The 15,533-nt window shown below is 37.6% G+C and carries 13 protein-coding genes; 3 read left to right on the top strand and 10 right to left on the bottom strand.

What is annotated here, in order from left to right; genetic code table 11:
- Positions 1-9 precede the first annotated feature (9 nt).
- The gene (locus tag KVT27_RS08020; protein WP_217581094.1) at positions 10-2,037 is read right to left on the bottom strand and encodes a diguanylate cyclase domain-containing protein; all 2,028 of its coding nucleotides are present in this window, start codon (positions 2,035-2,037) and stop codon (positions 10-12) included.
- Positions 2,038-2,577: 540 nt separating this feature from the next.
- On the opposite strand from KVT27_RS08020, the gene KVT27_RS08015 reads away from it, so the two are divergent.
- On the top strand, positions 2,578-3,126 hold the full coding sequence (locus tag KVT27_RS08015) for a GNAT family N-acetyltransferase (RefSeq protein ID WP_036125733.1): 549 nt from the start codon (positions 2,578-2,580) through the stop codon (positions 3,124-3,126).
- Positions 3,127-3,197: 71 nt separating this feature from the next.
- On the opposite strand, the gene KVT27_RS08010 is transcribed toward KVT27_RS08015, so the two are convergent.
- Entirely contained in the window at positions 3,198-4,274 is a 1,077-nt protein-coding gene (locus KVT27_RS08010; RefSeq protein ID WP_036125730.1) for an undecaprenyldiphospho-muramoylpentapeptide beta-N-acetylglucosaminyltransferase, read from the bottom strand.
- Between the two features lie 170 nt (positions 4,275-4,444).
- On the opposite strand from KVT27_RS08010, the gene KVT27_RS08005 reads away from it, so the two are divergent.
- Complete coding sequence (locus tag KVT27_RS08005) at positions 4,445-5,794, top strand: MATE family efflux transporter (protein ID WP_036125728.1); 1,350 nt, start codon at positions 4,445-4,447, stop codon at positions 5,792-5,794.
- 40 nt (positions 5,795-5,834) lie between these two features.
- Here the strand turns inward: KVT27_RS08005 and KVT27_RS08000 are convergent, their stop codons facing one another.
- From KVT27_RS08000 to KVT27_RS07970, 7 genes are all read right to left on the bottom strand, one after another.
- A complete protein-coding gene (locus KVT27_RS08000) occupies positions 5,835-6,911 on the bottom strand; it encodes a Ger(x)C family spore germination protein (RefSeq protein ID WP_217581093.1) in 1,077 nt (358 codons plus the stop codon).
- Entirely contained in the window at positions 6,901-7,929 is a 1,029-nt protein-coding gene (locus KVT27_RS07995; RefSeq protein WP_217581092.1) for a GerAB/ArcD/ProY family transporter, read from the bottom strand. Before KVT27_RS07995 ends, KVT27_RS08000 begins: the two co-directional genes overlap by 11 nt.
- The gene (locus KVT27_RS07990) at positions 7,926-9,359 is read right to left on the bottom strand and encodes a spore germination protein (protein WP_217581091.1); all 1,434 of its coding nucleotides are present in this window, start codon (positions 9,357-9,359) and stop codon (positions 7,926-7,928) included. Before KVT27_RS07990 ends, KVT27_RS07995 begins: the two co-directional genes overlap by 4 nt.
- A 220-nt stretch (positions 9,360-9,579) precedes the next feature.
- Positions 9,580-10,266: a CAP domain-containing protein gene (locus KVT27_RS07985; RefSeq protein WP_008181638.1), complete on the bottom strand. Its 687-nt coding sequence runs from the start codon at positions 10,264-10,266 to the stop codon at positions 9,580-9,582.
- A gap of 444 nt (positions 10,267-10,710) precedes the next feature.
- Positions 10,711-11,613 (bottom strand): CobW family GTP-binding protein, encoded by a 903-nt coding sequence (locus KVT27_RS07980; RefSeq protein WP_217581090.1) that lies wholly within the window; start codon positions 11,611-11,613, stop codon positions 10,711-10,713.
- A 69-nt stretch (positions 11,614-11,682) separates the two neighbouring features.
- Entirely contained in the window at positions 11,683-13,197 is a 1,515-nt protein-coding gene (locus KVT27_RS07975) for a lmo1851 family serine protease (RefSeq protein WP_217581089.1), read from the bottom strand.
- A 316-nt stretch (positions 13,198-13,513) separates the two neighbouring features.
- Entirely contained in the window at positions 13,514-14,287 is a 774-nt protein-coding gene (locus tag KVT27_RS07970; RefSeq protein WP_254636069.1) for a GNAT family N-acetyltransferase, read from the bottom strand.
- Between the two features lie 127 nt (positions 14,288-14,414).
- Here KVT27_RS07970 and KVT27_RS07965 point away from each other — a divergent pair, with 127 nt between their 5' ends.
- Entirely contained in the window at positions 14,415-14,687 is a 273-nt protein-coding gene (locus tag KVT27_RS07965) for a hypothetical protein (RefSeq protein WP_036125710.1), read from the top strand.
- A 56-nt stretch (positions 14,688-14,743) separates the two neighbouring features.
- On the opposite strand, the gene KVT27_RS07960 is transcribed toward KVT27_RS07965, so the two are convergent.
- Positions 14,744-15,490: a polysaccharide deacetylase family protein gene (locus tag KVT27_RS07960; RefSeq protein WP_217581088.1), complete on the bottom strand. Its 747-nt coding sequence runs from the start codon at positions 15,488-15,490 to the stop codon at positions 14,744-14,746.
- Positions 15,491-15,533 lie beyond the last annotated feature (43 nt).

Genomic DNA, 15,533 nt, shown 5'->3' with positions numbered 1-15,533 from the left:
CAGACTTTTTTAATGAGCTTCCGAAATAAAGAGATTATTTTTCCCAGCTTCTTTTGATTTATATAAAGCTTGATCAGCCAAATCCATTAATTCATCCAACGTTTGGGCATGATCTGGATAGTAAGAAATTCCTATTGAAGCTGTTGGTGTGAACTGATGATCCTCAATCATCCAGCCCGCTGCTAATTCATCACGAATGCGACGAATAATATGCATAATTTGACTATGCCTTTTATCAATTTCTCTCGTTAAACCTGTTAGGATGACAAGAAATTCGTCGCCTCCTATGCGGATAACGATATCATGACTTCGAACGGTTTTGCTTAAAGCGTGACCAAAGCTCTGAATAAACGCATCCCCTGTATCATGGCCAAAGCGATCATTGACAGCTTTAAAATCATCCCCATCCAAATAAAGCATCGCTACACTTGCATTGTTTTCGTCGGCCTCAGCCAATATTGTAGGAAACTCATTTTGTAAATAACGGCGATTAGGGAGCTGTGTTAAAGAATCATGATAGGCCAGATAAAGCAAATCATTTTCCCTCTCTTTACGATGGGTAATTTCACGGGACACCATCATAATTTGAGAAACTTTTTCTCGATCAGGATCATGGACCACCGTGACATTCCCTTCTGTCCAAATAGGTGTGCCGTTCTTTGCCTTCAGTAAAAGTTCGAACTGGGTATCTGTTTGACCAGTAAAGTTATTTAAAAATGTTTGCCATTCATGCTGGCTTTCTGTATCAATAATGGCACTGTAAAACTGACCTTGTAGCTCCGCATTTTCATAGCCTAAATATATTTCATAGGATGGTGACGTATAAATAATGATTCCATCCTCATTTGTAATAACAATTAAATCATTCGTATTTTCCGTAATGAGACGGAAGGTACGTTCAATATTTTTTAATTCTGTGAACATTCTTTTCTTGTCTGTAATATCATAGTTAATGGTTAAAATTTGTTCAATCTGACCAAATTCATTTTTTAATGGAACAATGGTTGCCTCCACCCAATAATCAGCATGGTATTTTGTGCGATAGCACAGCTCTCCCCGCCATATCTCTCCACTAGCAAGTTTGTCATTGAGTAATTGTAAAAAATTTTGTGTTTGGTACCGAGGCTTAAGTAACGCATAAGACTGCCCAACTAATTCCTCTTCCGTGTAACCTGAAGCTTGTAAAAACATCTCGCTCACTTCTGAAATATGGCCCGCACTATCTAAAATAGCGATGGCCGTAGCTGAATTTAATGCCGACTTAAACACTTCAAAGCCATGAGATTTCGACCGTAGTTCTGCCTTTTGCAAGGTGAACTGTGTGAAATCCTGCATAATAAGAAAGATTGCAAAGGAATTATCCTCTTGCATGACAGGTGATAGTGACAGTAAATACATGCGTTCTTGCTGGTCCAACGTCAGCAATTTTACAAACTTTCCATCAACGTTTTCTCCTCTAGCCGCTTGTTGTAAATACAATTTAATTTGCTGCACTTCTTCTTGTGGAACAATCGGTAAATCACTAAACATTTTTTGTTTGACGGCTTCATTATCTAATTGAAAATCTTCCATAAAGCTTGAATTCACTTCATAAATTATACCTTCAGCTGATAGCACAACGGTCGAAAAAAAGGCATGGTCGAACATGGACCGCATAAACAAAAATTTATCTTCAATACTACGATCATAGTGAATTTCCTTGGTAATTGCTAAAACATAGTCTTCCTGGTTATAGTGCAATGGGCGTACAGTTGTTTCATATTTACGAACCTCCGACTGCACATACGCATAATCTACATAGTCAACCTGTATATGTTCTGCAATTGCATGATGATAGTTTTTCTGAATGATCGAAAAATTTCGATTCGAGGTAACGGAGGAAAGCATTTTTCCAATTACATCGATCGATAACAGTTCTCGAGCTGCATTGTTTAAGCGAATATATTGAAAATCTTCCTCTACTTTTTTCATAAGAAAAACAAAATCATTACCAATAAATAATTCATTAAAAAAATCTTCGCTTAAAAGATACTCCATACTGTCACCTCCAGAAAAGGCCATTGCCATCATAATAAAAAACTATGTATATGCTTAATTATACGCAAAAACTAATTCTACTATTATAACATAAAAATAAAAAATTACCTTTCTAGAATTAGATAAATTATATCCTTTTAAGGATATTTTTGATAATTTAGCTATTTAAACATAAAAATATACTACTAAAGATTCACACAATTGATTAATTATAGATAAAAGTGATAGAATTTACTTAATTTTAAATATGGAAAATAAATTGAATATTTCCATTCATTTATCAGAATTTACTGACTATTAAACTTAAAATTTTGTTTTTTATGTGCAAAATGATTGCATGAAACAGCTAGCATGTTATATTATATTTAAAAAACTAGTCTTTTTTCGGTATGGTCGAAATCAGTAAGACAGCGGGAGATTATGGAATATCATAGTTATAACGTCTAGTTCTTTGGGTTTTAATTCCAGTACGAATTTTAGTTTTCTTCTTTATGCTTCAACGGAATTGTTTTAACTACCCTAGTAAAGGAGGCGTTTCGTATGCTTAAACATCGAGACCTGCATGAATGTACAGAGCTTTATGAACTATTATCACACCCTTCTGTATTCCCTTTTGTCCGTCAGAAAGCCACATCCGCTGATGAATACTGGTTTATGACAAAGCAACTGATCGAAGAGGAAGCGAGAGGACTCGCTATCTCGAGGACCATCACTGATGACTGGGGTCAACCAATCGGCACCATTAGTATACACGATGTTGAGGACGGTGCAGGTTTTTTAGGAACGTGGATTGGACTCCCTTACCAAGGAAAAGGTTACAATCAAAAGGCAAAAATGCTTTTTTTGAATGAGTTATTTTTTGATTATAATTTCCATACGGTATTCCTCCGTATTCGTGTTGAAAATATAAAATCACAGCGTGCTGCGTTAAAATTACCCTATGTTGTGAGCGCTAATGAAAGTCATCCAACTTTGTTAGCTCAAGTAAATAGTGGTATGGCACAATTTGATTTATTTAAAATTCCAAAGGATTTATTCTACTTAACAACTGCTTATCAAATGCAAGAAGGCGAAGAGCAAGCAATGTAAGCCTATTAATATAAGAAGAAGCTATGAGGTGTTGTCATCATCGACATCCCTCATAGCTTTTTTAATGACTTTTATTTTTGATAGTTCAAAATTAATGACGCCATCTCGTCAGGCGTTTTTGGTTTTTGAGTTTTGGACATCGTTTCAACCATTTCCTCTTTACGCCCTGTTAGTGTATAAACAGACTTCATAAAGGATTCCTTTGTTAAAGCTTCTTCCTGTAACACTTCTGCATAGCCCTGCTTTTTAAATAAATTGGCATTTAATATTTGATCCCCTCTACTTTTTTGGGCAGATAAAGGCACCAAAAGCATTGGTTTATGAAGTGCTAAAAACTCAAAAATAGAGTTTGATCCCGCTCGAGACACAATAAAGTCTGCTGCATGCATTAAATCAGGCAGCTCCGTCGTCACATATTCAAATTGTTTGTAGCCGGACAATGATTCTAACGACTCATCATAGTTTCCTTTTCCACATAAATGAATCACGTAAAACTGTTTTAACAGCTCTGGTAAATTTTTTCGAAGGGCATCATTCAGAACAACTGAGCCTAAGCTACCACCCATGACAAGTAAAACAGGCTTTAATGTTGTAAAGCCACAGTATGCTAATCCTTTTGCTCTTTCCCCTCTCAACAACTCAGGGCGAATGATGGAACCTGTACAAGTTGCTTTGTCACTTGGTAAATGCTTCAGTGTTTCTTCAAAAATGGTAAACACATGAGAAGCAAAAGGTAAAGCTATTTTATTGGCAAGCCCAGGTGTCACATCTGATTCATGGATTACGACTGGAACACCCGCCAGCTTGGCTGCCATGACAACAGGGACAGACACAAAGCCCCCTTTTGAAAATACAACTTGCGGCTTTACTTTTTTGATAATACGAAAAGCCTGCATCATTCCAGCAAGCACCTTAAATGGATCTGTAAAATTTTTCATCGAAAAGTAACGACGCAACTTACCACTTGCAATGCCATAAAACGGCACGTTAGGGAACGCCTCGCCAATTAATTCTTTTTCAATACCTTGTTCTGAGCCAATATAGTGGACATCATAACCTAGTTCAAGTAAAGACGGGAGTATCGCTTGGTTTAACGATACATGGCCAGCTGTCCCACCACCGGTTAAAATGATTGTTTGTTGTTTCACATGAATTCTCCTATTCCTTAAAAAACATTGTAGGTAGACTACTTTTTGTGTACAGTGTTCTATTTTACTATATGCCGACGAAAAGATATAGATGAAGCAATAAATTTTCAGCTTTTCTCTCTTTACATATGCTATACTTGTTCATTATGTTAATGAAGGAAGTATCATACATGTATCAAACATCCACTTTGAAAGAAAAATACGCACTACTTTTAAAAATGATCATCCCTATTTTAGTAACCCAAGTAGCTATCTACCTCGTTTCTTTTTTTGATGTGTTAATGTCAAGTCGCTATGGGACGGCGGATTTAGCTGGTGTATCGATTGGTTCCTCCATCTGGATGCCGATTTATACTGGACTATCTGGCATTCTCCTAGCCATTACACCGATTGTCTCCCAGCTTGTAGGGGCAAAAAAGGAAATGGATGCTAAAAAGGCTGTTCAGCAAGGCATTTATGTAGCCATTACACTGTCCATCATTATTTTCATTGGACTTTTCTTTGGCATCGATTGGATACTTAGCAAGATGAGCTTAGAAACATCTGTACATACTATAGCAAAGGGCTACATCTATGCGATGTGCGCGGGCCTTTTACCACTATTTTTATTTTTTGTTATGCGTTGCTTCATTGATGCACTCGGACAAACACGTGTCACGATGATCATTACCTTAATGACAACACCGATAAATATCGTATTAAATTACATCTTTATTTTCGGAAAATTCGGATCACCCGAGCTTGGTGGGATTGGAGCAGGTGTAGCCACAGCCATTACTTATTGGCTGATTTTCTTAATTACTGCTTGGATTATCGCAAAACGAGTGCCTTTCGAACGCTTCCGGATGTTTCACAATTGGCGCAAGCCTTCATGGCTGCAATGGAAGGAAATTTTGCTAATTGGTGTACCGATTGGCATTTCACTCTTCGCAGAAACAAGTATCTTTTCGGCCGTCACAATGATGATGAGTAATTTTAGCACAACCATCATCGCAGCCCATCAGATTGCGATAAATTTCACCTCCCTCCTATATATGGTCCCCCTAAGCATTTCAATGGGTGTCACGATATTAGTAGGCTTTGAGATTGGTGCCGGTCGCATGCGGGATGCACGTACGTATAGTTATCTTTGTGTTGGTACTGCCATCGTCTTTAGCTTTATTTCTGCTTGTATACTCTTTATTTTGCGTGAACCTGTTGCGCATATGTATACGACAGATAGCAACGTAATTGAATATGCTGTGCAATTTTTAGTATTTGCCGCTATTTTTCAGCTATCTGATTCTATCCAAGCCCCTGTGCAAGGAGCTTTAAGAGGCTATAAAGATGTGATGATAACATTTATTATGGCCATTATTTCTTACTGGGTAATTGGTTTACCAGTTGGTTATTTGCTTGCGACCCACACAGATTTAGGGCCATTTGGCTATTGGATTGGACTGGTTGCAGGATTGACTACTGGCGCTGCTACACTATTGATTCGCTTGCTACTTGTTCAAAAAAGAGTGACTGTTGCCTAATAAAAATCGCCTTTCCTTTGTTCTAGGAAAGGCGATTTTTTTAACGTAAAACTCCTGTTCGAATGATTTTTACCTCCACTTTCGGTTTCAGTAATAAAGAGGAGAATTCGGTATGCCAATCTTCTTTAAACATGTTTGGATGATACGCCCGAATATGACGACCAACCCCTAATGTATCAGACTTTTGATTTTGAAGAATCCGCAACACTTCCTCAAACTCAGCTTGCATTTTTTCCTCTATCATTTGTTGTACGTCCTGAAAGATTTCATCCTTATATAAATGATCGTGCGGAAATTCTTCAACCTCCACATCAATGGTATAACTCATATCTATTGTTCGTAATTCCTCATTAACAGTCCATTTACGCTTCACCTTTAACACATCAACTGTAATTGGATTGACCTTCCCATCATTTTGCCACAGATAGCTCATTCGTGCTGCTTTACTTTTTTGATTCATTAATAGCAGCATCGTTAAGGATTGGGATGGTGTTAAGACAGTGACGGTAAAGCTTCGTCCAGAAAATATAGCTAAGCCCCCTGCCACCGCATGCTTTTTATCTTCACTAAGTTGAAAATAAGGCAGAGCAATATCAATGGTCTGATCCAAAAGCATAGAACCCACTACTTGCAAATCGATCTTTGGAAAATAGGTATTATCCTCTGAACTTTCGATAAATCGCTGATAATAGCTCCCCGCGCTACCAGCAAGATCTTTTGTCAAATCTATAAACGGTTTAACATCACCTTCAGTAAGCGCGATTTTGATTGATATAGGATTTTGAGGGTCCCGAAAATATATATCCAACAGTTCATAGATGGACTCCCTCGCCGTACGATCAGAAATCAGAATTGTTGATAGCTCCGATAAATCAAGTGTTTGCTCCACTTTTAAATTAGCATTTGTCCGCACTTCACGAGGTGATAATCCTTCAGCCTCGATAATTTCCGTTTCTTGAGTCATTGAAGTTGGGTAGGCATAATATCCTTTATACGCTCCAACATAACCTTCTATCCCAACAAGCGTTACAACGGAAGAATTTTTATATAGTCTTTCATCCCAGCAGCCAGCTAGCAATAACATCGACAGGACCATTATGATTCCTTTACGAAACACTTTTTCCCCTCCATTTATTCCAACCAATTATGACGATAGGCAATAAAATAGTAAAGAAGATGATTACGTAGTGTAAAGAATTTTTGATAAACTCAATGCTTCGAAAATGCAGGACAAAAAGCGGTAGAATGGCTAGGAAAAGATGATACACAATAATACTTCTTTTCGGATGTTTCTTTTGTTTTATAAAATGAAGCACTCGGAAGGATAGCCCATAAATCATAATAGTAACTATCGACCAGGAAAGCCAAATATAAACGAAAAAAATATCAAGTCGTTTCACAAATGTGACTTCCTGTGATTTTAAAATATACATAATGGGTTCTGGTATGAGATTAATTTCATCCAAAGAGAAAAACATTTGCGTAAAAAGTACCGAAATAAAGTAAAAGACGAATATGACTAGCTGATAGGTCAATAAGGGTCTTCCCTTTACTTGTAACTCTTTTTGTAAAAATGGGCGATAAATAAGGTACATTTCAATGCCAAAATAGGCATAGATACTATGAATCAGGCCAGCTACTATTTGTTTTGTATGATTCCATTCAATCGGAAAAAGATTACTCCACGTTAAATCTGGTATGGCTAGCATGAGAAAAATCACAAATAGAAAAATAAGAGGAATGAGTAATACACCAATATTGATAACCGTTTCTGGTCTACTTAAGTTGGCATATAACGAAAGCGCTACTATAATGACAACAACAATCCACTCGGGCGTTTGTGGTAGCACCCACGATGCCAAAACAAAGCTCATATAGGCAATAAAGACAACGGTCACTAGTAGCCAATAGATTTGATATACCCAACGAAAGAAAGCATTTAAATAGAAATACGAGTAATACCGTTCAAAAAATAGGAGTAGGCCATAATGTATGGCACTCGCTATAATAAAAATGAACCATGAGCTATTTCTACTGGAAATCATTAACGGAGTTTGAAAGGCGATGTAGACAACTCCTGTTTGAAAAATAAATAATAGTAAAAAGAACTGAGCCTTAGTCAGGGAAACATTCATGGTGTATCCTCGTTTTTCGTTTGCTCATCTTTTGGTGGTTGAAACGATGTCACTTGCACGGTCGGTTTAATAAACGGCCAGCGTAGAAAAATTTTAAGCACTGCCTTCGGTTGAAAAGGAATGATAGGCGAAAAATAAGGCTGTTTTAAAGACGTTAAATTAATTAAATGAATAAGTAAAATGACAACTCCTACGACAATCCCTAAAAAACCAAACAAAGAGGCGAGTACCATAAATGGAAAACGGATCATGCGAATAGTACTATTTAACTCGACTGATGGGACAACATAACTAGAAATAGCGGTTAATGCCACAACAATGACCATTAAATTAGAAACTAATCCTGCACTGACGATAGCATCCCCTATGACTAATCCCCCTACGATTCCAATTGTTTGCCCTACCGATTGTGGTAATCGAATGCTGGACTCTCGAATCAATTCCATAATAATCTCTAGAATCAATGCTTCAATTAGCGGTCGATAAGGAATGTCATTCACGTCATTTTTCACTTGATTACTTAATTCTAATGGTAGCACTTCAAAATGAAAGCTTATAATGGCAATATAAAAGGCTGGTAAAAAAACGGCGGTTAAAAACGACAGAAGTCGAACAATTTTATAAAAAGAACCGACAACAACTCGACCATTATAATCATCTGGCGTCTGATAGAATGAAAAAAAAGTGACGGGAGCAATAAATGCGGTCGGTGAAATATCCGTCATGACCACAACCTTACCCTCCACTAAATTGGCTACTACCCGATCTGGATGCTCCGTATTTAACAATTGCGGAAAAGGAGATAACACAGAATCCTCCAGCGCATCACTTAATTGACCAGAGCTATAAAAATAATCAATTTTCAGAGCAGCAATCCGCTTCTCTATCTCTTGTAATGTCTCTGGCTTTATAACCCCATCCATATAAAGATAATACGCCTTTGATTTCGTTTGTTGGCCAATCGAAAATGATTTCACGACCAATGCAGGATTATTGACACGTCTACGTATTAACGCTAAATTGGTATCCACACGCTCAATTAGACCTTCATGTGAACCGCGTAAAATACTTTCGCTACTCGGTTCTTCGAGGTTACGTCGAACTTCATTCACTATAGTAAGCGCCAGCATTTTTCCTGTATCAGGCAAGATAACGATGGTTTCTCCCTGACAAACTCGCTCAATCGCAAGGGGTAATGAAAAATTTTCTAATGTCGTAATTAATGTTTCACTCCAAAAAGGCTTTGCTGTATCTAAACGTGCATAAATTGTATCTAAAACTTTTTGAACTTCCTTAGCATCTACAAGAGAAGCGTAAAAGCATAAAATAGCTGTATTGCCTTCATGCCAATCTACCTGTCTGACTGTCAAATCAGAGGAATGGTAGAATGCTTTTTGCAGGCTTTTCATCATATATTCCACTCTATCCATAAAACGCCTCCTCTACTGGAGAGTATAAGCATTTTTCTCTTATTTCAAACAAGTTGATAACAGGATTCACCGGCATAAAAAAGATGCCCCGACGATTTTACCTAGGCATTTTACAAATAATTATTTTAGCTTTACCTGTCATCCCTCTTTGACATTTATACAATAAAAAAATGCCCTATAAGCCTAGTAGACTTATAAGACATTTTCGTTAACACATATCTTATTTTGTAATAAATTGTTGTGTCCAGTAATTACCTGATTTCACGTAACCTACACCAATATGCGTAAATTTACCATTTAAAATGTTAGCACGGTGACCCGGTGAGTCCATCCACGCTTGTACTACTTCTTGTGGTGAACGTTGACCTTGTGCAATGTTTTCTCCTGCACTTTTATAGGCGATTCCTAAAGCTTTCATACGATCAAATGGTGAACCGAATGTTGGACTTGTATGTGAGAAATAGTTATTACTTTGCATATCTTGTGATTTTTCACGAGCTGCCGCCATTAATTTATCATCTGTTTGTAATGGAGATAAACCAGCTTTTGTACGTTCAGCGTTCGTTAATTTTACTACCTCTTGTTCAAATGCGTTCACATCTGAAGTTGTTGTTGAAGGTGTAGAGCTAGTTGGTGGTGTTGCTGGCTTTTCGTTTTGTGATGATTGATTATTGTTTGGCGTAGTTGCCGTATTATTATTATTTGTTGTAGGCGTCTCTTTAGATGGTGTAGATGCCTGCGGGAATTGAATATTCCATTTATGATTGTTAGACCATTTATAATAAACTTTACAGTTTGTTGTTTGCTTTACTGAATTCCCCTCTGTTGTATTTGTAGCAGCAGAAGCTATTTGAATTGGAGCTGCTAAAAGAAATGTTGCACAAATTGCAGTTAGTGTTTTTTTCATGTTTGCAATTCCTCCTTCTATGCCATTAATCGTAAAGGATAATTTTCGTTAAATTCTTACCAGCATCTGCTAACTACGCCAACACGGAAATAAATACGCGAAAAATCGGGGTTTTTTTGCTATATTTCTTAGTAGGATTAACCAATCTATGAAATACTTACGTTTGAAAGTGGGTTGACACCCCTATAAATCTAGCAAATATTATCGTAAATTCACCATAAAAGTGAATCCAAAATGTATGCGCTATTCAATGATTCAGTTAGTCTAAAGATCCTTATTGAAAGCCGCCAGAATTGTGATATCACTAGTTCTAGTGGCTCTTCTCACTATTTATATTACAAACATATTACAAATACGTTACATTCTCTTTACATAAAAATAAAAAAACCTGTGTAATCTACACATTGTCTAAATTGTGCAATAATCCACAGGTTTACATTTTCTTTATTGAATGCCAATGACAGGAAGAGACCCAACGTTTTCACCGATAATAACAAGTTTCGCTGGCATTTTTATATATTCCGGTAGCCATTGAACCATGCCATATGCATATTGGAACAGCATTGGATTTTTAATGCCGTCTACCGGCACATACCCTTTCATTCGATAAATTGTTTCTGGTAATGCACGTACCCAATCTTCAAACTGTTCCTGTGTAAACTCCATATCCGTAAACTCCACTAAACGTGAGCCAAGTTGCATAGAGGCTATCGGTGCTTTCACAATATCTGCTTTGTCCATTTGTGCCGTTGCCTTTAAATTCTCTAATAATGATAGTGGTACTCGCCCATTCGTCGTTTGCAAAATAAAGGCATGAGGATTTAAGCCTTGTAGCTCATAGACTACTTGTGCTTGCTCTGCCTCTGTTAAAAGATCCGTTTTATTTGCTAATAATAAGTGAGCATGGCGAATTTGTTCCATAAATAGAGAGCGTACTTGTGGTGTCAGCGTATCACGGTGAAGCCATAGCTTTGAATCAGCCACTGTTACAATGCCTTTGACATTTAGCTTATCAGCAAACAATGGTGAATATACCGCATCTAAAGCCTCGACCGGATGGGCAGCACCCGTTGTTTCAATAATTAATACATCAAAATCACTATCTAATAGAAGAGATTGAATTTGTGCCTCTGTTTTTTCAGCACCTGAACAGCAAATACAGCCTTCTAGCATCTCTTTGAGCGGAATATCCTTTTCCACGGCCTGTGAGTCAAATGGTAGCTTCCCCAGTTCATTCATAATAACAGCGGGCTTTAAATTTTTCTCCTTTAGTTGGCGAATCACATCTGTCAGCATCGATGTTTTACCACTTCCTAAAAAGCCACTAAATAGGTATACATCCTTCATTCTTTTCTTCCTCCTATAAAAAAAGCTGTCGCAGATGCCGTGAAAACGACTGTTGCGACAGCTGTAATGTTAGTTTGTAGTTTCCTCAGTCTTATCAGCTGTACCTAAAAGAAGCTCTTTCGCTTTTAACAACTGAGGATCATCAGCTTTCATTTTTGCACGTAAAGCATCCATTAATGCATACGTTGTGTTTCCTGTTAAAACACCTGTCTCTTCAAGATTATTCGCAGCCTGTAATTGTTCTACTGCATACGCTGTATTGTCATCGAAAAGACCATCTATTTCACCAGGCTCGTACCCTAATACTTGGAGCATTTCTTCTGCAGCCTTCACAGAGTCTGATTGCATACCTGCCTTCATTTCTATAGAAGCATTCAAGTATGGTAATGACGCATATGTTGGGTAAGCGACCTTGACATCAGGAGTAATCCCTTTTTCATTAATCCAGTTACCTTTCGGCGTTAACCATTTACCAGTAGTAAACTTCAGATTAGAGCCGTCTTTTAACGGAGTCACATTTTGGACTGTGCCTTTACCGAAGGATGTTTCACCAACAACCTTTGCACCAACAGATTCTTTTAAAGCACCAGCTAAAATTTCGGAGGCAGAAGCACTACCACCATCAACTAGAACTGTAATTGGTAGGTTATATTTTTTACCAGCAATCGCATTTGTGACTTCTGGTTCTGCATCCTTTTCTTGTACCTGTACAATGGCCTTGCCTTCTGGAACGAATAGATTAGAAATATCCACTGCAGCCTTTAAGTAGCCACCTGGATTTTGACGTAAATCTAAAACAATCCCCTTCATGCCTTTGCCTTCGTACTCCACGAGGATTTTTTCAAGCTCTTGGGCAGTTTGTTCACTAAACGATGTAATTTGAATATGGGCAATATTGCCATCAAGCATTTCACCATAAACAGTTTCTACTGGAATTTCATCACGAACAATTGTCATTTGAATAGGCTCCGTATTGTCGCCACGTTTCACTGATAATTTCACAGGCGTTCCCTTTTCGCCGCGAATTAACGCTACTGCTTCTGTAGCACTGAAACCTTGAATGCTTTTCCCATCAACTGTTAAGATGATATCTTTTGGTAATAAGCCTGCCTTCTCAGCAGGGGAATTTTTAATCGGTGACACAACTGTAATATAACCATTACGTTCTTGAATTTCTGCACCAATTCCTTGGAAGCTTGAAGATAAACCAGAGTTAAATTGGTCTGCTTCTTCCTTCACCATAAAATCAGAGTACGGGTCTCCTAAAGCGTCGAACATGCCATTAATAGCACCATCGACAACCTTTTCATCTTCAATATCTTTGTAATAGTTATTTTTCAGTAAATCAAATGCTTCATATAATTTCGTAAATTCCTCACGTTCTACAGGAACTTTCACTTCTACTACTTTCTTATCACCAAATGTTAACGCGAAAATCGTTAAACCAGCAGTAATAAGAATTGTAAAGAACATTAGCATGATGAATTTAAACGGTTTTAATTGTATAAATTGTCCTGCTGGCTTAATTTCAGCAGGTGTTGGCTCTTGCTGCTGTTCCGTACTTTCATTTTTCTGTTCATCCATCTTGATTGTCACCACTCTCATATACACTAACTTGTTGTCACACTATTACCATCTTAACAGGTTATACAGAAGACGAAAAGAAAAAGACTGTCGAAATTTTATGACAGACCTTGTCTGATCCTGCTTCCAAGCATCTCGCATCCAAATGCTTATGGACCCATCATTCCCTATAGAAGCTTAAGGTATATAATGGTACTGCCTTCTAATTTTACTCATTTCCTAGTAGCAGTCAACTAAAAATTCAATTGAATCATAGAAATACTATAAAAATATAACGTGCCAGTGACTGAAAAAGTTTCAAATCATGGTAATTTTTTTACACAGGTTCTTCTAATAGGGTTTGAAGCTTTTTATAAACAGAATGAACCGTTAATCGGTGAAAGGAAATAAGTTGTCCTTTATAGATGACAGAGAAGATACCATACGGTGTCGGTGATTTCTCCATTAACTCGTCACGGCTTTGGATTTCGACTAAATCTACTGAAATATCTAGCTTGCTGGCAGCGGCTAAAATGTTCTCCGTTGCGACTTCTACATATGGACATTGAAAAGATCGAAGAATCGTCAAGTTGTGATAGCCTGTTAAACGTTCATGCCAATTTTCAGGAAAATACGGTAACTCTACAACTTCACTAAATGGGTAAACCAATAATTCAAAATCAAAAGGTGCAGTGGCGACTAGTTGGAATTGGTGCTGTAAAAATAAAGCCTTGCTTGGGGTCCACGATGTCTGGTCATTAGTTAGCACCGCGACTCCTTTTTTACCCCGTTGTTTTGCATCATCTATGCACTTTTGCAATAATTGTGTACCGTATCCCTTTCCAACAGCGCTAACCCATAAACAATGAATCATTATATAGCCTTCTGCATGTACAACCCTAGAGGAATATTCTGCGTCAGTATACTCTATAAAGCCCACTTGTTGATGATCTTCTACTAACTGCACATAACGTAAGCCCTTTTCAAATTGTTGATGTAGCCATTTATTTTTACCTTTATAGCCTTCACTTTTTTTCTTGCTCCTTAAACAAAAACTGCCTATCCCCTCCAACAATTGTCCATCCATTTCAACAATCTCTATATGTGTCAATGGCCGACCCTCCAATATTTAGTTGTTCTGCTAATTTTATCATTTCTTATGAATCATTTAAATCGTTCTCCTTTTCTCTTCCTCACGCATATGATGCAAGTAATGACAAACATAAGGAGGAAGGATAATGGGGAGAAATAATAAGCCCGATCAAAACAATGATTCCTTGGAAATTTATGCAGCTAAGTTATCTTATATCGGCACAGCTATCTCAACACTTGGAGATGGCCTGCAAACCATTGCAGCAGGTCTTGCCCTAGAGGCACTCGTTAACGCGAATAAGGATTCTTCTCAAAATAATAATGGTGACAGCCAATCAAACGTGCAAATTGATACTATGCAGAAGCAAATTGATTATTTAATTGGTGAGCTGAAGCACATCAAAAAAATGCTGAAATAACCTTTACATAAAGAGAAAGCGTAATAAACAGTCGTGTTGAAAGAAGGCTCTCAACACTACTGTTTTTTTTCCATTTTTTTGTGGGCCATCTGTACTTCAAGCAATTCTGAAACGGTCACAAAGCGATAGCCCTGTTTTTCAAGCTCCGGTAAAATTTGCTCTAGCGCCTTTACAGTTTGTGCTCGGTTCCCTCCACCATCATGAAATAACACAATATTACCTGCCTTTACACCTTTTAAGACAGTATTCACAATTCGATGAACGCCTGGGCTCTTCCAGTCAAGCGTATCCAAATGCCATGACCACATCACCACTTTATAGCCCTCTTTCGCGATCGCATCGATCATCGCATCTGAGAACTGCCCTTCTACCGGACGGAATAAAGTCGGTTTAAAGCCGGTAATACTATAAAGGGTCTCATTCGTTTGATCAATTTCCTTCATCAAATTCGTTACATTTGTTTTTAAAGGATGGGTATACGTATGGTTGGCCAATTCATGCCCTTCATCGTACATTCTCGAAATAAGCTCAGGATTTTTTTCTGCATTTTGTCCAACAATGAAGAATGTGGCTTTTGCTTGATATTTATCCAAAACATCGAGAACATCCGCTGTGTACGTGCGATGTGGGCCATCATCAAAGGTGAGTGCGATGATTTTCTCCTCCGTTTTGATTTCCCAAAGTATTTGTCCAGCCTCTTCATAATACTTTCTGCCTTTATTGTCATAAGAGCTCGCCTTGACATAGAAAAATGACACTGTGATCAAACAAAGAGGCAGTAGAAACAGTAATAATTTTTTCAAATCTTCACGTCCCCAAATATTTTTTCGTACTTTATTATTTGAG

Origin of the sequence: Lysinibacillus sp. GbtcB16 (assembly GCF_019091145.1) — a bacterium.
GTDB lineage: Bacteria > Bacillota > Bacilli > Bacillales_A > Planococcaceae > Lysinibacillus > Lysinibacillus fusiformis.
The sequence above is the reverse complement of the archived record's forward strand: the minus strand, read 5'-3'. Positions and strand labels throughout refer to the sequence as shown.